This window comes from Paralcaligenes ureilyticus (genome assembly GCF_004346225.1).
GTDB classification, from domain to species: Bacteria; Pseudomonadota; Gammaproteobacteria; order Burkholderiales; family Burkholderiaceae_B; genus Paralcaligenes; species Paralcaligenes ureilyticus.
The window spans coordinates 107,394-126,349 of record NZ_SMAJ01000005.1; the positions used below are offsets into that span (position 1 = coordinate 107,394).

At 59.9% G+C, this 18,956-nt stretch carries 18 protein-coding genes and 1 pseudogene; 3 read left to right on the forward strand and 16 right to left on the reverse strand.

Going from position 1 to position 18,956, the window contains the following annotated elements:
• Position 1: 1 nt before the first annotated feature.
• From EDC26_RS08845 to ftsB, 3 genes are all read left to right on the forward strand, one after another.
• Positions 2-457, forward strand: a complete 456-nt coding sequence (locus EDC26_RS08845; RefSeq protein WP_132581629.1) for a MarR family winged helix-turn-helix transcriptional regulator — start codon at positions 2-4, stop codon at positions 455-457.
• A 163-nt stretch (positions 458-620) separates the two neighbouring features.
• A complete protein-coding gene (gene eno / locus EDC26_RS08850; protein ID WP_132581631.1) occupies positions 621-1,907 on the forward strand; it encodes a phosphopyruvate hydratase in 1,287 nt (428 codons plus the stop codon).
• A 72-nt stretch (positions 1,908-1,979) separates the two neighbouring features.
• A complete protein-coding gene (gene ftsB, locus EDC26_RS08855; RefSeq protein WP_132581633.1) occupies positions 1,980-2,315 on the forward strand; it encodes a cell division protein FtsB in 336 nt (111 codons plus the stop codon).
• 1 nt (position 2,316) lies between these two features.
• Here ftsB and EDC26_RS08860 read toward each other — a convergent pair whose 3' ends face one another.
• The 16 genes and pseudogenes from EDC26_RS08860 to EDC26_RS08935 form a co-directional block, all read right to left on the reverse strand.
• Positions 2,317-3,384, reverse strand: a complete 1,068-nt coding sequence (locus tag EDC26_RS08860; protein ID WP_243700854.1) for a PQQ-dependent sugar dehydrogenase — start codon at positions 3,382-3,384, stop codon at positions 2,317-2,319.
• 354 nt (positions 3,385-3,738) lie between these two features.
• Positions 3,739-4,746: a TadE/TadG family type IV pilus assembly protein gene (locus EDC26_RS08865; RefSeq protein ID WP_165930967.1), complete on the reverse strand. Its 1,008-nt coding sequence runs from the start codon at positions 4,744-4,746 to the stop codon at positions 3,739-3,741.
• 220 nt (positions 4,747-4,966) lie between these two features.
• Positions 4,967-5,896, reverse strand: a complete 930-nt coding sequence (gene hslO / locus EDC26_RS08870; RefSeq protein ID WP_132581639.1) for an Hsp33 family molecular chaperone HslO — start codon at positions 5,894-5,896, stop codon at positions 4,967-4,969.
• Positions 5,897-6,055: 159 nt separating this feature from the next.
• Positions 6,056-6,586, reverse strand: coding sequence for a gamma carbonic anhydrase family protein (locus tag EDC26_RS08875; protein ID WP_132581641.1), 531 nt, complete (start codon positions 6,584-6,586; stop codon positions 6,056-6,058).
• A gap of 32 nt (positions 6,587-6,618) precedes the next feature.
• Positions 6,619-7,929 (reverse strand): annotated as a pseudogene (locus tag EDC26_RS08880) (acetate--CoA ligase); the annotation flags it as partial.
• 110 nt (positions 7,930-8,039) lie between these two features.
• The gene (locus EDC26_RS08885; RefSeq protein WP_132581645.1) at positions 8,040-8,594 is read right to left on the reverse strand and encodes an RDD family protein; all 555 of its coding nucleotides are present in this window, start codon (positions 8,592-8,594) and stop codon (positions 8,040-8,042) included.
• A 109-nt stretch (positions 8,595-8,703) separates the two neighbouring features.
• A complete protein-coding gene (locus EDC26_RS08890; protein WP_132581647.1) occupies positions 8,704-8,883 on the reverse strand; it encodes a hypothetical protein in 180 nt (59 codons plus the stop codon).
• A gap of 106 nt (positions 8,884-8,989) precedes the next feature.
• Positions 8,990-10,498 (reverse strand): THUMP domain-containing class I SAM-dependent RNA methyltransferase, encoded by a 1,509-nt coding sequence (locus tag EDC26_RS08895; RefSeq protein ID WP_132581649.1) that lies wholly within the window; start codon positions 10,496-10,498, stop codon positions 8,990-8,992.
• An 11-nt stretch (positions 10,499-10,509) separates the two neighbouring features.
• Positions 10,510-10,926 carry a CopD family protein gene (locus EDC26_RS08900; protein ID WP_132581651.1) on the reverse strand — a complete coding sequence of 139 codons (417 nt, stop codon included), beginning with the start codon at positions 10,924-10,926 and terminating at the stop codon, positions 10,510-10,512.
• Between the two features lie 11 nt (positions 10,927-10,937).
• On the reverse strand, positions 10,938-12,230 hold the full coding sequence (locus tag EDC26_RS08905; RefSeq protein ID WP_132581653.1) for a glutamate-5-semialdehyde dehydrogenase: 1,293 nt from the start codon (positions 12,228-12,230) through the stop codon (positions 10,938-10,940).
• A 28-nt stretch (positions 12,231-12,258) separates the two neighbouring features.
• A complete protein-coding gene (gene holA / locus EDC26_RS08910; RefSeq protein WP_132581655.1) occupies positions 12,259-13,311 on the reverse strand; it encodes a DNA polymerase III subunit delta in 1,053 nt (350 codons plus the stop codon).
• Positions 13,312-13,318: 7 nt separating this feature from the next.
• The gene (locus EDC26_RS08915; RefSeq protein ID WP_132581657.1) at positions 13,319-14,023 is read right to left on the reverse strand and encodes an LPS-assembly lipoprotein LptE; all 705 of its coding nucleotides are present in this window, start codon (positions 14,021-14,023) and stop codon (positions 13,319-13,321) included.
• Between the two features lie 49 nt (positions 14,024-14,072).
• Entirely contained in the window at positions 14,073-16,727 is a 2,655-nt protein-coding gene (gene leuS / locus EDC26_RS08920; protein ID WP_132581910.1) for a leucine--tRNA ligase, read from the reverse strand.
• Between the two features lie 93 nt (positions 16,728-16,820).
• Complete coding sequence (rpmG, locus tag EDC26_RS08925; protein WP_132581660.1) at positions 16,821-16,988, reverse strand: 50S ribosomal protein L33; 168 nt, start codon at positions 16,986-16,988, stop codon at positions 16,821-16,823.
• A gap of 36 nt (positions 16,989-17,024) precedes the next feature.
• Positions 17,025-17,261, reverse strand: a complete 237-nt coding sequence (gene rpmB / locus EDC26_RS08930; RefSeq protein ID WP_132581662.1) for a 50S ribosomal protein L28 — start codon at positions 17,259-17,261, stop codon at positions 17,025-17,027.
• A 105-nt stretch (positions 17,262-17,366) separates the two neighbouring features.
• Entirely contained in the window at positions 17,367-18,560 is a 1,194-nt protein-coding gene (locus EDC26_RS08935) for a Bcr/CflA family multidrug efflux MFS transporter (protein WP_132581665.1), read from the reverse strand.
• Positions 18,561-18,956 lie beyond the last annotated feature (396 nt).

Sequence of the window (18,956 nt, forward strand, 5' to 3'; positions counted from 1 at the left end):
GATGCCCGATGATGATTTCCCGCAGATCAAGGTTTTGCAGAAGTTGGGACGCACCTATCGGGCGTTGCTGGCGGCTTTCGATGCCAGTATCGGTCAGCCCATGCCGCGTTGGCGCGTGCTGCTGATGTTGTACCAGCAGGGTGAGACATCGCAAAAGAAACTGGCCGAGGCGTTGCGCATGGATCCGGCCTCTTTAACGCGCCAGATCAAGACCATCGAACGTTTGGGGTGGGTCGAGCGTCACAGCGATGCACGGGATAATCGTCTGACCAATGTCGTGTTGAGCACGGCCGGCGCCGCCGTGGTGGAGCAGACCATGCCTCGTCGTATCGAATTCATTCAGCGGGTGCTCACAGACTTGTCTTTAAACGACCTGGCGGCATTGGGCGCCATGCTCGATCGGCTGGACGAGCGGCTGCGCGATGAAACAGGCCGGGCTGCGCACAGTAAAGGTTGAAGCCGGAACCGTCGCGTGAATACAAAAAATCACTATTGGCGCGCGCAATCCGGGCCTTAACCGGGATTGGGCAGGTACAATCGGGCGGTTAACCGATTTTTCGCTTCGGACGCAAGGCTGAGGCGTATGCCAAACCTATTACTCAGGCAGGACAGTCAATATCATGAGTGCAATCGTAGATATCATTGGGCGCGAAATTCTGGATTCGCGCGGCAACCCGACCGTTGAATGTGATGTGCTGCTCGAGTCGGGCGCGATGGGGCGTGCCGCTGTACCGTCGGGCGCATCTACCGGTGCGCGCGAGGCTATTGAGCTGCGCGATGGCGATGCGTCGCGCTATTCGGGCAAGGGCGTGCTGCGTGCGGTCGAGAACCTGAATACCGAAATTTCCGAGGCCCTGATGGGGCTCGATGCGCAGGAACAGACTTTTGTTGATCGCACCCTGATCGATCTTGACGGCACTGAAACCAAAGGCCGTTTGGGCGCCAACGCGATCCTGGCCGCCAGTATGGCGGTGGCGCGCGCGGCGGCCGACGACTCGGGCCTGTCGCTGTATCGCTATTTTGGCGGAAGCGGCCCGATGCAAATGCCGGTGCCGATGATGAACGTCATTAATGGCGGCGCGCATGCCAACAACACACTGGATCTGCAGGAATTCATGATTCTGCCCCTGGGAGCCAGCAGCTTTCGCGAAGCGCTGCGCATGGGTGCCGAAGTCTTTCATGCCCTTAAAAAACTGATCGACCAGCAAGGGATGCCGACCACGGTGGGCGACGAGGGCGGCTTTGCGCCCAACGTGGCCAATCACGAAGCCGCGATTCAACTGATTTTGCAAGCCATCTCGGCGGCGGGCTACGAAGCGGGTTCGCAGATTGCGCTGGGCCTGGATTGCGCCAGCTCCGAGTTCTATCGCGATGGCCGCTACCATTTGGCGGGCGAGGGTGGCGTGGCGCTGACCTCGCAGGATTTCGCCAATTTGCTCAGCACCTGGTGCGACAAGTATCCCATCATTTCGATCGAAGACGGCATGGCTGAAAATGATTGGGACGGCTGGAAAATCCTGTCCGATCAACTGGGTAAAAAAGTGCAGTTGGTGGGCGACGATGTATTTGTTACCAACACCAAAATCTTCAAGCAGGGAATTGAACAAGGGATTGCCAATTCCATCCTGATCAAAATCAATCAGATCGGCACCCTGACCGAAACCTTCGCCGCCATCGAAATGGCCAAGCGCGCCGGTTATACCGCGGTCATTTCCCATCGCTCGGGTGAAACCGAAGATTCGACCATTGCCGACATTGCGGTAGGCAGCAATGCCTTGCAGATAAAGACCGGCTCGTTGTCGCGCTCCGATCGCATGGCCAAATATAATCAATTGTTGCGTATCGAAGAAGAGCTGGCCGAGGTGGCCAGTTACCCGGGACGCGACGCGTTTTACAATTTGCGCTAGCGTGGCTGCCCGGCCTCGCCGCCGGGCTGAAAGTAGTCGATCTGCACATTTACAAGAGCCGTTTCCCAAAACATGCGATTGCTATTCCTGGTTCTGCTGTTGTTGGCGCTTATCATCCAATACCCGCTTTGGTGGGGTAAAGGCGGGTGGGGGCGTGTGCACGAATTGCAAAAACAGGTGGCTACCCAACACGATACCAACGATGCTTTGCTCGCGCGCAATAACGCGCTGGCCGCCGAAGTGCAGGATCTGAAAACAGGAACGCAGGCTGTCGAAGAACGTGCTCGCGGCGAACTGGGCATGGTGAAGGACGGCGAGATTTTTGTGCAGATACTGGCCCCTCACGAGAAAGGGCCGTCGGTCAGCACTCCCGCGCTGGCGTCGCCGGAGCAGAAGAAAGGCAACTGATTCACGGCCCGTAGCTCACGCGGTAAATCGCACCGGCCAGGTCGTCGCTGACAAGCAACGAACCATCGGGCATGTTCAGGACGTCGACCGGGCGGCCCCATACGACTTCCGCGCCATTGGCGCGGTGCTGCAACCAGCCTTCAATAAACGGTTCCTGGCGCACGACACGATTGTTATGATCGAGTACGACCCTGACCACTCGGTAGCCGATTTTCTTGCTTCGATTCCACGAGCCGTGCTCGGCAATGAACAGGTTGTTTCGATACTCGGGCGGAAACTGATGGCCGGTATAGAATCGCATGCCCAGGGCCGCTACATGCGGCCCTAGTTTGACTGCGGGAGGGACGAACTCCTTGCAAGTGTGTCCGGCTCCAAATTCCGGGTCGAGTGTGTCTCCCTGATGGCAGTATGGGTAGCCGAAATGCTGGCCGGACTTCGTGACGTGGTTCAGCTCGTCGCTGGGCAAGTTGTCGCCCATCATGTCCCGGCCGTTATCGGTGAACCAGAACGATTGATCGACAGGATTCCAGTCAAACCCCACCGAATTGCGCACGCCGCGCGCGACAAGTTCTGTTTGGCTGCCATCGGCCCTCATCCGCTGGATGTTGGCGTGGCGCGCATCCGGATTGCAGATATTGCAGGGCGCGCCGACCGGCACGTAAAGCCAGCCGTCGGGCCCGAAGGCAATGAACTTCCAGCCGTGATGCGTTTCGGTGGGGAAGCGATCGGTCGCCACTATGGGTTTGGGCGGATGGTTCAACCGATCATCGATTCCGTCCAGGCGAAGAATCCGCGACACGGCCGATATATATAGCTGGCCATCCCGATAAGCAACGCCCACCGGGAGCTCGAGCCCCGAGGCGATGATGTGTACAGCTTTCGCCCTGTTTTGTTCGAGCTCTACTGCATAGACATTTCCGGCGCTCATGCTGCCGACATAGAGCACGCCCCGTCCGTTCGCATAGCGGCCAAGAGCCATCTGGCGCGCGTTGGGCACGGCGTGGGTGAGCAGTTCAATGTGGAAGCCCGGCGGAACCTGTAGCAGGTCGAGCGGCAGCGGGGTCGGCATGGCCCTATTGCCCAGCAGCCCGAGCAGGATGAATCCCGCGCAGAGCAACGCGCGCTTAAGTCGTGATATGTGGGTGATGGATGATGGGTGCATGGCAGCGTTCCATCCTTGACCGGCACGGCCGGCCTATTCTGTGTCTCTACCGGTGCAATCTTTGTAGATACTGCCTTGATTGTCAAGAGTTTGGTAACGACAGGATTTGGTAGCTACTGGATTTGGTAATCACTGATTGGCACCCACAAGGGGTGCCGCTACATTAGAGACGGGGTCGTTTTTGTAGCGGCACCCCTTGTGGGTGCCATCTAGGCCATTGTGTACATCCGTTGACGCAATATCCCTGCATTCTGTGATGACTTAACCATCCACGCAGCATAGGGTCACTCCGCAGGCAGGGTCATCGGGGGTGACAGCCAAGTCGTCGATACCCGGATCAGGTGATGCGCCTCCCGTTTCGCCTCCGGGCAATGGGTTCCCCACACTGTCAGCAGGATTGCCCGTTTCAGGCAGCGATGTACCGGGTAGCGACGCCGGGTCCGCAGGTAATGAGCCGGCGCTAAACGGTTTCATATCCAGACACCATAGGCCATGGCAGGGCGATGGTGGTGCCGAGGTGCCCTGAATGGACTCGTAGGCTTGTTGCCTGATGATCTTTTGGTTACCCAAGGCAGGCCAGTCGACCGGATGCGATTGCATCGTAAGTTCAAGCTCTTGGCTAATGGGCAGATAGCCGCCGCGAGCCATGGCCTGATCGGCGTACGATCCGGTCTGTTTGCTTAGTTGCCTCATTAGCGCCTTCATGCCGGGGAGCACCGGCTCATGCAGATACGTCACGCGCAGGGCCAGGACATTGGCCTGGTAGATGGACAGGCCGGAGCGCGGGCCCAATCCCTGGATGCGGCCCTGGGCACGATAGCGCTGATCCTGTTCGGCCTGGTAATTATTGTTGATGGCCGTCAGCCCGGTTTCACGGCTTAGGCCTAAGCGTGCATCGGCGAAGTCGTGGAAGGCGGCGGGCGTGGGATTAAGAATTTCCATTTGCCACGCAGGCCCGCCGGTCAACTGAGCGCGGCGGGCCAGTGCGCGTTGCAGGCGGTCGGCTGACGAATGGCCCGGCGAGGCGTAGAGCGGTTGCAGGGCGTGCTCGAAGGCCGTTTCCATAACCTGCGGTTTGGCGTGTTGCGTGATGCCGGCGCGGGCGGCTTGCAGCAGTGCGATGCTGACCGCTTGCTTGACGTAAAACCATTGAGCGATTTCTACGGACCCCAGCCCGATCAGCAAAATAGGGACGGCCACGATGGAAAATTCGATCAGGCTCGTGCCGCGTTGGCGGGTCTTGCGTTTTTGCACGAGGCGGCCTGCCATGGTCGTTGCCACGGGAAGCGGGCGGCGAAGGTGGCCCCCGGGATGAAGAAGATGATCGATGAGCCGCATAGCCGCATTGTGTGCCGCTGAAGCGTGGCCGTCGATTGTGGATTATGCGTGGGCGCCAAAATCCTTAATCGCCGACGATGCGGGAAGAGGAAGAAGGTTCTAGCCGGATTGGTGTGGGATATTGACGGCAGCCACGAGGGCTGCCACTACATTAATGTACGGATTTGGCATCGTCCGGCGAGACGTTGGCCGCTTCGATAAACAAGCCGGCGCAGTCGATGGCGTCGAACCGATAGGGCTTGCCGCAGAAATTGCAGGCGATATCGACATGCCCTTGTTCGCTGAGTATGCTTTCGATTTCGCTGCGGCCCAGCATGCGCAGCATGTCGGCCACGCGGGCGTGGGTGCAGGGGCAGTGCCAGCGCACGTTTTGCGGTTCGAAGGCAATAAGGGTTTCTTCCGAGAACAGACGGTGTATGAGCGTGTCGGTGTCCAGCGCCAGCAGCTCATGGGTTTTTAGCGTTCCCGCCAGATGCCTGGCGCGCTCCCAGGCGCTTTCATGTTCTTCGGCGCTTGCGCCGATGCTTATGCCGCCGTGATCGGGCAGGCGCTGCATGAGCAAGCCTGCGCACTGATCGGCGTTGGCGGCCAGCCACAGGCGGGTGTCCAGTTGCTCTGAGTGGCGCATATAAAGCTCAAGCACTTCCGCTACCGTCTGGCCTTCGAGCGGCACCACTCCTTGATAGGGGGGCTGTGCATGGGGTTGATCGCGGCCGGGGTCGAGCATCACGATAAAACGCCCCTGGCCGTGCGCGTTGAGCAGGCTTTGAAGGGTCGGGATGGATGGGATCGGAACGCCTTCGCGCAGGCTGGCGGTGGCGCGAATCGCCAGATCGGCGCTGCACTCGACCACGATCAACGCGACGGGTCCGTCGCCTTGCAGTTGCAGCACCAGCGAGCCGTCGAATTTGATATTGCCCGCGAGCAGTACCGCCGCGGCGACGAGTTCGCCCAGCAATTGCTGTACGCATTCGGGATAGCTCTGATGAGCCATGCCTGTTTGCCAGGCGTGATTGAGCTTCACCGCCTGAGCCCGGGCACTATGGTCTTCGAAAAGATATTTCTTCAATTGATCAGTCATGGATCGATTGTAGTGGCAGCCCTTGTGGCTGCCAAACCGTTGATAGGCAATGCGGTATTTTTTGTTTCGCGAGAATGGCACCCACAAGGGGTGCCGCTACAAATACCTGAACGTAAATCATGTAGCGCCACCCCTCGTGGGTGGCAAAACCTTTCGCGTTCAGGGCTGTTTCGGAAGGGAGATCAGCGCTTTGCGATATTGGCGCCCACGCTCGACATAATGATGGGCGTTGTCGTACAGGCCCTGGATTTCTTCGGCCGAGAGCTGGCGCACGATTTTGCCCACGCCCACCACCAGGGAGTTGTCGGGGATGTGGCGGCCTTCGGGCACCAGGGCGCCTGCGCCGATCAGGCAGTTGCGGCCTATGACGGCGTTGTTCAGGACAACGGCCTGTATGCCGATCAGCGTTCCTTCGTGGACGGTGCAGCCATGCAGCATGGCTTGATGCCCGATTGAAACGTTATCGCCGATGGTCAGCGGGCAGCCGGCGTCGACGTGCAATACGCTGTTTTCCTGGACGTTGCTCTCGCGGCCTATCTTGATGGGGGCATTGTCGCCGCGTATGCTGACGTTGGACCAGATGCTGACCCCGGCTGCCAGCGTGACGTCGCCGATGATATCGGCGCTCTCGAAAATAAAGGTGTCGGGGTCTATATGGGGGGTTAACGATTCAAATTGATAAATAGCCATCAGGGATTTGTATTAGTAGTGGCGCCAGTGTTGGCATGCCAGAAATAGCCGTCTTTGTCGACCGTGGCCCGATCGCCGCTCAGGCACCAGTCGTCCACGAATTTCGCGCGCGTGGCCAGGTCGTTGCGCCAATAACCCAGAAACAGGACGGGATCGAGATGGCCATGCATATCATAGCGATTCAGGGCGATTTCGCCCGTCTGGCCTGCCGCGCAGCGTTTGCCTTGGGCGTCGAGCACGGCAACCCGGTGTCCCGGATAAGGGCGGCCCATGCTGCCGACCTTCACCGGCCACTTCTGCGCGCTATTGCCGATCAGGGAGTGCATTTCGGCTTGGCCGAACACTTCATTGGGAGTAACGCCCAGCGCATTGATGCACCAGTTTGTTGCGGCCTGATCCAGGGTTTCACCGGTGCTCGCGACCGCTCGCAGCGCCAATTGATATTGGTCGCGCGGGTTGGTGACTTCGTTCATCATGGCTTTGATGGTCGCGGGCGGCAGCACGGCATTGGTGACCCGGTAGCGTTCCAGGAGTTCAAAGGCCCGTATCGCCGAGAATCGCCCCAGGGTAGCAACAATGGAGTGGCCGAAATACAGGGTAGGCAGCAGAGCGCCCATCAGGCCATCGGTCCGGGTCCATTCGACCGGGCTCCAGAATTGATCGGATTTTTGCGGAAACCAGTTTTGCGACGCAACAAAACCGGGCAGGTTGCCGATGAGCGCGCTATGCGACAGCAACGCTCCCTTCGGATTCTGACCCGCCTCGGATGTATAGAGCAAAAGGGCCGGGGCGCTGGATTGTGTGGGGCTGATTTTGAAACTGGCCGGCTGGCGGGCGAGCAACGTGCGCCAGGGGATAATATTATCGTGCTGGAAGCCCAACCCTATGATTTGCGTCAGTGCCGGACAGCGCATCTGCGCCTGGATCAAATCGGGGCCGCCTGCGCCGTCGACAATGGCAACGCGTGCCTCGGCGTCGCGCAGGCGCTTGCTTAGGCCATCGACGCCCAATTGGGCTGGCATGGGCGTGGCGATTGCTCCCACACTGAAAATAGCCATATAGGCAGCCGCTGCTTCGGGACGTTGCGCCATTACGACAGCGACGCGGTCGCCGCGCGCTACGCCCATACGGGTCAGGCCGTTGGCGAGCTGGCTGGCGTTTTCGGCTAGCCGGGCATAAGTCCAGACTTCGCGCTGGCCCGCTTCGTCTTCGAAATAAATGGCAATGCGCCGGCCTTCATGCGGGTTTTCGGCCCAACGGTGCACGCAGGCCTGTGCAATATTAAATTGAGAAGGGACGAACCAGTGATAAGACGGGTACAGCTCCGGGTATTGGTCGTTCATTGTCTTCTATGATGCTTGGGCGCGCAGGAAGGTGAAATTTTTCCTAGAGCATGAACGACAAGCCCGTTCTGTGCAATCCCTCCGGTTCATAAAGCGCGAAGACCTAGGGTTTATACCGATGACTTTTCTTCCGTATTGCTCAGGCGTGTGCCCAACAGCCGATCATGAAGAAATTGCCGGTCGGAATCGAGCCAGGTCCAGAGAAATAGCGTAAAAGGGGCCGCTACGATCAATAGATCGGTGGAACTGTAACCGGTGGCCTGTGAGGCGGCCCGTACCAGCATGGCGGCAATCAGCGGTATGGGCCAGATCAGGATATAGCGCAGGATAAGACGCGAGGTGGGTGGAGGCAGACCGTTGCGGTCAATGAGACGGATGTTCCAGGTTTTCATGGGCAAGGTTTGCCCTTGCTTGCGCCAGCACAGCACGAAATAGGCGCCGATGGCGATAAACAGGACGACCTGGCGCCCGTGACGGAACATGAGTCCGCTGCGGCTTTGGGTCAGTGTATCGAACAGATAGCTGGTTAAAAAGATAACCCCGAATAGCAGCACCGCCTCGTACATCATGCACGCGAAACGGCGCCAGCGGGTGGGGGTCTGAAGGGTAGGCTGTAGCGGTGGCGCACCGGCGGCGTCGGCTACCAGGGATTTACTTGGATTCATGTCCGCCATTATCCCGTACTTTGACGGGCTTCACAGCATAAAAGCCGCAAAAGCGGCTTTTATGCGTGGCATCCCCGCCTTGCTTGGCGCAGGCGAGGAGCTTGTGGGCTTAGTGGGCCGATTTGACCTGAGGGGCGCTCGAGGCCGAGCTGAACAAGCCGGCGACTTTCGCTGCCAGGTTTTTCAAGGCAACAAGAGGGCGGAAGCGGAATTGGTCTTCAATCGCTTGCAGCATCAATTCGCGTTCGAGTTCGTCGGTGAGGCGAATGGTTTGGTTCAGGTTTTTCATGCGGTACTCCACTTAAATTGAACGTTTCGTTCAGGGTTAACCCTATTATAGGGGTTAACCCTAGATTAGGCAAGTGGAATGTTGCGATGCCGCATGACTGTTGCTTTTAAGGCTTGCGGTACCCCGCCTTGACCATTTCGAAGCTGAACATGCGGCAGTCCAGGGCGCCGTTGTACAGGGGGTAGCGGCGTTTGGGCTTCAAGCGCAGCAACTGGGGCAGGTCCAGGTCGCTGGAAATGATGCTGATTTCCCATCCGCTATAGTTTCTTTTAAGGTTTTCCGACCAGGCGCGCCATAAACCCGCTTCGTCGGCGGCCATGCGTTCCCCGTAGGGAGGGTTGGTAATCAGCCAGCCTGATTCGGCGGGCGGTGCAACCTCGCGCGCGTCGCCCACTTCAAACCGTATCGAGTCGGTCGTCAGCCACGCTCTTTCGGTGTTGCGCTGGGCGGCCTCGATCGCCTGCGGGTCCAGGTCGTAGCCGACCAGCGGGCTTTCCAGTTGCGGTGCAATATGGGTGCGCGCTTCATCTTTGATATCGCGCCAGTGCCGGGCATCGTGGTCGCGCAAGCGCTCGAAACCGAAGGGGCGCCAGATGCCGGCCGGCACGCCCAGGGCAATCCAGGCTGCTTCGATAAGAATGGTGCCGCTGCCGCAGAAGGGGTCGAGCAGGGGCTGGGATGGATCCCAGCCCGAAAGCGCCAACAGGCCGGCAGCCAGGTTTTCGCGTAGCGGAGCGCTGCCTTTGTCGAGCCGCCAGCCGCGTTTGAACAGCGACTCGCCCGACGTGTCCAGGTACAGCGTGGCCGTGTCTTCGCTTAGAAACAGGTGAACGCGCGCATCGGGCCTTACCGTATCAATATCGGGGCGTGCGCCTTCGCGGTCGCGCAAACGGTCGCAAATCCCATCCTTGGCGCGCAGATTGCAATATTGCAGGCTTTTCATGGGGCTGCGTATGGCAGAGGTGTCTACGCGTAGGCTGTGTTCCGCGCCGAACCAGCGCTCCCAAGGCGTTTGATAGGCAAGATCGAGAATGTCGTCTTCGTGATGCGCCGGGCCATGCGCCACCTGGACCAGAATACGGGTGGCCAGCCGCGAATATAGATTGGCGCGCTCGATGCCCGTCCAGTCGGCCATAAAGTGGCATCCGGCACGGGCGGTCTGCACCTGATCGAAGCCCAGCGCCTGTAGTTCAGCGGCCAGCGCTTCTTCGATACCTTGCGGACAAGGTGCGAAAACGGGAAAAATCTCGGCTTGAGCCGCAGGCCGGGGGCGCCGGTGGACGCGCGGCGCAGTGACTTCGTTGCGATCGCGCCCATCGGCGGGCACGGCGTCGGGTGTGGAATGTTCGTGGGGAAAAGATTCCGTCTCGAAACGAGGTTCCCGTTGGCGGCTGCTCCCCACTGGCTTATGGCTTGTCTCAGCTCTTGGCGCAGCGGGCTCTACTGGAACTTCTCGCGTGGGCGCCGCACGCTGTTGACTTCGCGCACGGTCTTGCTGGGCGACCTGCCGCGCGCGGCCGCCCGCGCGCTGGCGACGTTCGGCCGGTATGTCGGGCGAGTTGGCGGCAGTTTTCTTGATTGCCAGGATTTTGCGGGGTTTGGAGCTATCGGTCATAGGGTCAGGAATCAAAAGGGCCGGACTACGACCAGAACAATAATGATCAGTAAAAGGATAACGGGTATTTCGTTAAACCATCGGTAAAACCGGTGGCTGCGGGTATTTTGGCCGGCTGCGAATTTTTTCAACAACAGGCCGCAAGCATAGTGGTAGGCAACGAGCACGACGACAAAGAACAGCTTGGCATGCATCCAGCCTTGGCCTTGGCCGATTCGATAGCCCAGAAACAGCCACAGGCCGAAGATAAGCGCCAGGGCCGCCAGCGGAGTAACGAAGCGGTACAGGCGGCGCGCCATACCCAACAGGCAGGCCGTCGTGGCCGGGTCCTGCGTTTGCGCCAGATTGACGTAAATGCGCGGCAGGTAGAACAGGCCGGCAAACCACGAGATGACAAACAGGATATGGAAGGTTTTGATCCAGAGCATGTATGAGGGCCTTAGCCGCGTAATTGGCCTTCGCCGGACAGAACCCATTTCAGCGTGGTCAGGCCTTCGAGCCCGACCGGGCCGCGTGCATGCAGACGGTTGGTTGAAACGCCGATTTCGGCGCCCAGGCCGTATTCATAGCCATCGGCAAAACAGGTGGGCAGGTTGACATACACGGAGCTGGAGTCGACCTCGCGCTGGAAGCGCTGAGCCGCCGACAGGCTTTCGGTGACGATGGACTCGGTGTGGCCCGAGCCCCAGCGCGCGATGTGGTCGATAGCCTCGTCGAGGCTGTCGACGACCCGAATTGCCAGTATTGCAGCCAGATATTCGGTGTCCCAATCTTCGTCGGTGGCCGGGACGGCAGACGGGATCAGTACGCGGGTTCGTTCGCAGCCGCGCAGTTCGACCCCGAGTGCGGTCAGGCTCGCGCCCAGGCGAGGCAATACCCGGTTGGCGATATCCCGGTGCACCAGCAGAGTTTCCATGGCGCCGCATATGCCGTAGCGATAGGTTTTGGCGTTGACGGCGATGTCGTGGGCACGGTCGGGATCGGCGGCGGCATCGATATAAACGTGGCAATTGCCGTCCAGGTGTTTGATCAGCGGTACCCTGGATTCGGCCGCCAGCCTGGCGATCAGCCCCTTGCCGCCGCGCGGGATGATGACGTCGATGTAATCGGTCAGGGTGATCATCTGGCCCACTGCCGCTCGATCGGTGGTGCCGACCACCTGCACGGCATGGGCGGGCAGGTTCGCCTCGGCCAGGCCTTCCTGGATAATTGCACCCAGCGCCCGGTTGGAATGGAAGGCTTCGCTGCCGCCGCGCAGAATCGTGGCATTGCCCGATTTGAGGCAAAGCGCGGCCGCATCGATGGTGACATTGGGGCGCGACTCGTAAATAATGCCGATGACTCCCAGCGGTACACGCATTTGCGCCACGCGCATGCCGTTGGGACGGATGAGCGACGCGGTCAGGCTGCCGACCGGATCAGGCATGTCGGCGATTTGCATCAGGCCCGCGGCCATGGTGTCCAGGGCCTTGTCTGACAGCGTCAGGCGATCGATCAAGGCGGGAGCCAGTTCAGCCGCTTTGGCCGCCGCCAGATCGATGGCGTTTTGCTCTTGCAGATAGCCGCGTCTGGCTTGCAGGCGTGCCGCCATGGCGCGCAGCGCGCAGGCCTTGGCTTGCCCCGGCGCTTTCATCATGAGGCGCGACGCGCGGCGGGCCTGCTGGCCCAGCGCCGTCATGTCGCAAGTGGCCGCGTCGTGCGGCGCGGCGTGGGCAAGGGGGGAATCGGTCATGGTCGTCATCGTATGAAGTATTCGGTGATTATCTCAGTTTGGCGACGGCAATGCGCAGGGTTAGCCGCGCCAACTCTTCCCAGGGGTCGTTCAGGCGCCCGTGCACTTTCAGCCCCTTGATCAGCCGGTCGACTTCGTGGGCGTGCAGCACCGCGGCGGGCCATGCTTTGGGCGGCATCCGGGCCAGCGTCTGGCGCACCAGGTGTTCGCGTGCGCCAAAAATGCGCTGGCGGCGCATCTCGCCGCCCAGGTCGTGGCCGCCGGCCTGCGCCATCGCCAGGCGCGCCATGACGCGAATTTCTTCACCGATGGCCCACAGTACGAGCGGCAGGGCCTCGCCTTCGGCGCGCAGCCCGGCCAATATGGTCAGCGCACGGGCCGGCTGGCCGGCCAGCATAGCGTCGCGCAAGCCGAATACATCGTAGCGTGCGACGTTGAGCACCGCACGCTCGACGTCGCCGGCGTCGATCTTGCCCTCGGGATACAGCAGGGCCAGTTTTTGTACTTCCTGAAAGGCCGCCAACAGGTTGCCTTCGACCTTGTCGGCCATCCATTCCAGTGTGGCCGCGTCCAGGCGCTGGTTTTGCCTGGCCAGCCGTTGCGCGATCCACTGTGGCAACGCCGTGCGTTCAACGTTGGCCAGCTCGATAGAGGTGCCGGCCTGCATCAGGCTGCCGGCCCATTTGCTTGCCGCGGTGGCGCGATCCAGGCGCGGCAGGCTGATCAGCACCACGGTGTCGGCGAGCTCATGTGCCTGCACCATCGACGACAGCTTCGTCAGTGTTTCGCCGCCTGTCTTGCCAGGCTTGCCGGTGGGAATTTTCATTTCGACCAGGCGCTTGTCGCCAAATAGCGAAATATTCTGGGTCGCGGCCATGACCGTGCTCCAGTCGCTGCGGGCGTCCAGCATGAGGCTGACGCGTTCGGCGTAGCCTGCCCGCGTTGCCGCGGCACGCAAGCCGTCCATGGCTTCGATGACCAGCAACGGCTCGTCGCCCGAGACAACGTACATTGCATCAAGCGAGGCCTGTGTCTGCTGCAGATGTTGCAGCAGGCTGTCGATGTCGAGGCGGCGTCCCATAGTGGCTTCAGTACACGCCCGCCCCCGGTTCGATGCGGGGAATGCTCCAGGGTACGGCGGCGGGCGCCGCATTGTGGCCGGAGGGAATATCGGCTGGGTTGATCTTGATGTTTTGTGTGCCGGCACGGCGGGCGGCTTCGATGACGTCGGGCGCACTCAGGCGGCGCACAACCCGGTCCACCAGGCCTTGTTGCATTTCTTTGAAGACCGTGCCGATTTCGCCTTGCTTGGCCTGGACCGCATTAGGATCGTAGGGCAGGTCGCGCGACGAGGTGAGCGTCGTGGGTGCCATCAGGATATGGCCTTTGGCGTCGACCACTTCGAAGGTAAACGTTAAATTCAATTCGTACTCGTCGACCAGGCCTTGTGCATTGATCGACAACTGGCGCAGCGACTGATTACTGGCCAGCTGTATCAGCTTGGCCTGCGCGAGGGCGGCGTCCTCGACAATACGCGTGTTGGGCGAGCTGGCCTCGATGGCGCGGCGCATTTGCGCGCCGAACGCCGAGTTTTCGGCGATATTGGTGTACAGGCTGTCGAAGGGCAAGGGCGCCGTGCCGCGCAGATGGAATCCGCAGGCTGCGAGCAGGGTGCATAGCAAGGCGCACGCCAGCCCGCGCACGCTCTGTTGCGCAAGGCGAGCATGTAACGGCGCCCCAGCATGTAGCGGCACCCCTTGTGGGTGCCACCGCCCGCTCACACCGCGTTGCATGGGACGGACAGCGCCTGGACGCCGGAGCGAGAAACGAGGCATAAATGATTTATCCCACAACATTGACGAGTTTGCCGGGTACGACGATAGTTCGTTTGACAGGGCGCCCTTCAAGAAAGCGGCCAACCGCTTCGTGCGCGACAGCCAGCGTTTCAATGTCGGCCTTGCTCGCGCTGTGGGCCACGGTGAGCGCGCCGCGCAGTTTACCGTTGACTTGCAGCACGAGTTCGATTTCGTCGGCGATCAATGCCGTTGCATCCAGAGCGGGCCAGGGGGCGTCGAGCAGGTCGCCGTAGGCTTGGTCGTAGCCCATATCCTGCCAGAGCTGCCAAGTGATGTGAGGCACGACCGGATACAGTACGCGCAACAGGATTCCAAGGGTTTCGGCCAAGGCTTGTGTGGCGCGCGGGCTGTCGTCCAGCTTGGCCGATTCGATGGCATTGAGCATTTTCATGCTGGTCGATACCACCGTGTTGTATTGGATGCGCTGGTAATCGTAGTCAGCCTGCTTGAGCAGACTGTATATTTCGCGGCGCAAGGCTTTGGTGGCCTCGTCGGCGGGCGCTTCGGCCTGTACGTTATGCGCTGCCGCAACCCGGGCTTGCCGGCCATGGCACAGCGCCCAGAGTTTGCGCAGAAAGCGGTGGGCGCCTTCGACGCCGGAATCGGACCATTCGAGCGTTTGTTCGGGGGGGCTGGCAAACATGACGAACAGGCGTGCCGTGTCGGCGCCCAGCGTGTCAATGAGGGATTGCGGGTCGACGCCATTGTTCTTGGACTTGGACATGGTGCCGATACCGCCGTACTGAATGGCCGAGCCATCCGAGCGCCGGCGTGCGCCCGTGATGGCGCCCTTTGCGTCGTAGATGTTTTCGACCTCTTCGGGCCAAAAATATTCGATGCCGCCATGTGCGTTCTTGCGCGAGTAGATATGGTTGAGCACCATGCCCTGGCACAAGAGCCTGGTGAACGGTTCGTCAAATTTCAGCATGCCCAGATCGCGCATGACGCGCGTCCAGAAGCGCGCGTACAACAGATGCAGCACCGCGTGCTCGATGCCGCCGATGTACTGGTCCATAGGCATCCAGTAATCGTTGCGGGCATCGATCATGGCCTGATCGTTGCCCGGCGACGTGTAACGCATGAAATACCAGGATGAATCCACGAAGGTATCCATGGTGTCGGTTTCACGTCGCGCCGCCTTTCCGCAACGCGGGCATGAGCAAGATAGGAACGCTTCATGTTTGGTCAGAGGGTTGCCGCTGCCGTCTGGGATCAGGTCGTCGGGCAGTACCACCGGCAAATCCTGCTCTGGAACCGGGACTGGGCCACAGTCTGGGCAATGGATGATGGGGATGGGCGTGCCCCAATAGCGTTGGCGCGAAATGCCCCAGTCGCGCAAGCGCCAGGTGGTCTGTTTTTCGCCCAGATTTTTTTCCGCCAGGTCGCGGGCTACGGCATTGACGGCGTCGCCAGTGCTCAGGCCGTCGTATTTGCCCGAGTGCATGGTGCGGCCTGTTTGCTTGTCGCCATACCATTCCTGCCAGGCGTCCGTGCTATAGGTTTTGCCTTCGTGGGCAATGACCTGCGCGATGGGCAGCCCGTATTTTTTGGCAAAGGCAAAGTCACGTTCGTCGTGGCCGGGCACGCCCATGACGGCCCCGTCGCCATAGCTCATCAGCACGTAATTGCCAACCCATACGTCCACAAGAGCGCCGGTAATCGGGTGCGTGACGGCAAGCCCCGTAGGCATGCCCTCTTTTTCGCGCGTGGCCAATTCAGCCTCGGTTGTGCCACCTTGTTTGCAGGCCTCGATGAACGCGGCCAGCTCGGGCCGGCTTTGAGCGGCGTGCGTCGCCAGCGGATGTTCGGGCGCCACGGCGCAAAAGGTCACGCCCATGATGGTGTCGGCGCGCGTCGTAAAGACGTACAGGCGTCCATCTTGTATCAGTTTGCCGTCGTTGTTTTTGATCGTGTGTGTAAACGCAAAGCGCACGCCTTCGCTTTTGCCGATCCAGTTTTCCTGCATCAGGCGTACGCGTTCGGGCCAGCCGGGCAGTTCGTTTTGCACGTGTTCGAGCAGCTCGTCGGCGTAGTCGGTGATGCGCAGGTAATAGCCCGGAATCTCGCGTTTTTCAACCAGGGCGCCCGAGCGCCAGCCGCGCCCGTCTATGACCTGCTCGTTGGCCAGCACCGTGTTGTCGACGGGATCCCAGTTGACGACCTGAGTCTTGCGGTAGGCGATGCCTTTTTCCAGCATCTTCAGGAACAGCCATTGATTCCATTTGTAGTATTTTGGATCGCAGGCGCACATTTCGCGCGACCAGTCGATGGCCAGCCCCATCGCCTGCATCTGCTTCTTCATGTAGGCGATGTTGTCGTAAGTCCATTTGGCCGGCGGCACCTTGGATTTGATGGCGGCGTTTTCCGCCGGCATGCCGAATGCGTCCCAGCCCATGGGCATCAGCACGTTATAGCCGCGCATGCGCAACTGGCGCGTCATCATGTCGTTGATCGTGTAGTTGCGTACATGCCCCATGTGCAGCTTGCCGCTGGGGTAGGGCAGCATGGAGCAGGCATAGAACTTGGGTTTGGCCGAGCCATCGGGAAATGTGGCGTGTTCGACGACGCGGTACGCATCGCGCGCTTGCCAGTTTTGATGGGAGGCCGATTCGACGGCAATGGGGTTGTAGCGTTCCTGCATGGGATTCGGGTGGCTTATCGGTGGATGCACAAGCTCTGCATTATAGGGCGCAAAAAAAAGCCCTGCCGTAGCAGGGCTTTTACAGAAAACCGTTTATTTAAGCTTGGTTTCTTTGTAGTCGACGTGCTTGCGAGCAACCGGATCAAATTTCTTGATCAGCATTTTCTCGGGCGTGGTGCGCTTGTTTTTGGTAGTCGTGTAAAAGTGACCTGTGCCTGCGGTGGACTCGAGTTTGATTTTCTCGCGGATACCTTTTGCCATGATGAGCTCCTGATGGTTAGAACGCTAGCGCCGGCATCAAGCCAGTGCGCCACGGGCGCGCAAATCGGCCAAAACGACATCGATGCCGTTCTTGTCGATGGTGCGGATCGCCTTGGCGCTAACGCGCAGGCGCACCCAGCGGTTTTCGCTCTCGACCCAGAAACGGCGCGATTGCAGGTTAGGTAAGAAGCGACGCTTGGTTTTGTTGTTTGCGTGCGAAACATTGTTGCCCGTCATTGGGCCTTTGCCGGTAACTTGGCATACGCGTGCCATGGTTATACCCCTTGATGATCTGATTATCTAATCTGCAGCCAGTTAAAAGACCGGACCGGTGATGTTCGTAAAGCCTGACAGTCTACTACGGTTTACCGTCTGGAATCAAGTTGATCGTAGCGCAATGCGTCCAAATAGCCATGAGAGGCACGCGCATAGCGCCAGCAGGCCGGTTAAAGGCAGGGGCGTACTGGACTGCCATTCGCTCACGGCCAGGCCGGACAAAGCACCGCAAAGCATCTGCAGGGTGCCCATCAACGCCGAGGCCACGCCCAGGCGCCCGCCTTGCTCGGCCAGGGCCAGCGCGGCGGCATTGGGATTGACGAAACCCTGGCTTGCCATGAAGCACATCAGGCACAGCATCAGGATAAACAGCGTCATGCCACCCGTCAGGGTAATCAGCAGCGCCGCGAGGGTGGCGCAGGCCAGGGTGATCTGCGCGTTTTTCAGTAACGCCTGGGGGGTATGGCGATTGAGCAGCCGTGCGCTGATCTGCGAGGCGACGATCAGCGCAGCGGCGTTCAGGCCGAATAAAAAACCGAAATATTTTGGGTCCACATGAAAAATTTCGATAAATACGCGCGGAGAACCGGCGATATAGGCAAACATGCCGGCCGAGCCCAACCCCCCCGCCAGCGTGTAACACATGAATTTCCGGTGGCGCATCAGTCCCCAATAGTTGCGGGCAATGGTCGAAATCCGCAGCGCAATGACCTTTTCCGGCGGCAGCGTTTCGCGCATGGTGCGGGCCACCGCAATGAGCAGCAGCAAGCCGCCGGTGGCCATGATGGCGAACAGGCCGCGCCAGCTGCCGAAAATCAGGACTTGTCCGCCCAGCAGCGGGGCAAGGATGGGCGTCACGCCCATTACCAGTATCAATAAGGACAGGGCCTTGGCGGCGTCGCGGGTATCGAAATTGTCCCGGATGACGGCACGCGGGATGACCATGCCGGAGGCGCCGCCAAAGGCCTGTACGATGCGCCATAAGGTCAGATGCTCGACGTTGTCGGTCAGGCCGCAGGCGATCGAGGCGACGATGAACAGCACCAGACCTGCCATCAGGGGAAGCTTGCGGCCGTAGCGATCGGCAAAAGGGCCATAGAAAATCTGTGCCAGAGCCAGCCCGAACAGGTAGCTCGCCAAGGTGCGTTCCACCTGCCCCTGGGTGGAGTGCAACCCGGCTACGATGGAGGGAAACGCAGGCAGGTACATGTCGATAGCCAGCGGGCCAAGCGCTGTCAGCAGGCCCATCAGGATGAGCCAACCCGGTATGGCTTGTTTGTTTTTGGCAGATGGCATGTAAGGAAGGTACGAGCTGCGCCGGCCCGATCAGGGAAACCCGTCGTCATCGGGCGGCGGCGGTGGGCAACGTCGCATGTGTCGGGAAATGACTACAAAAAATGGATGGCGCAAGGGTGAAGGGGTGCCCGCATGCCGCTATTTGGTGATAAATTGAACAGCGGTTACAACCGGCTTGAATCTTAGCATGGTTCAGTTTGTGTTATTTCTTTGGATAAAGAATGGCCCGTTTTCGGCTGAATTGTGGTTCTTTTTCGGGCGAATTGTGCTTTTTTCGGCCGAATTGTGGTTCTTTTTTGTTGTAGCGGCACCCCTTGTGGGTGCCATCCTGGCAATAGCGCAGAATATCCGTATCCGCTGCCAGGATTCGCGCGTGTTCCAGTTCGGCCGGGCGTG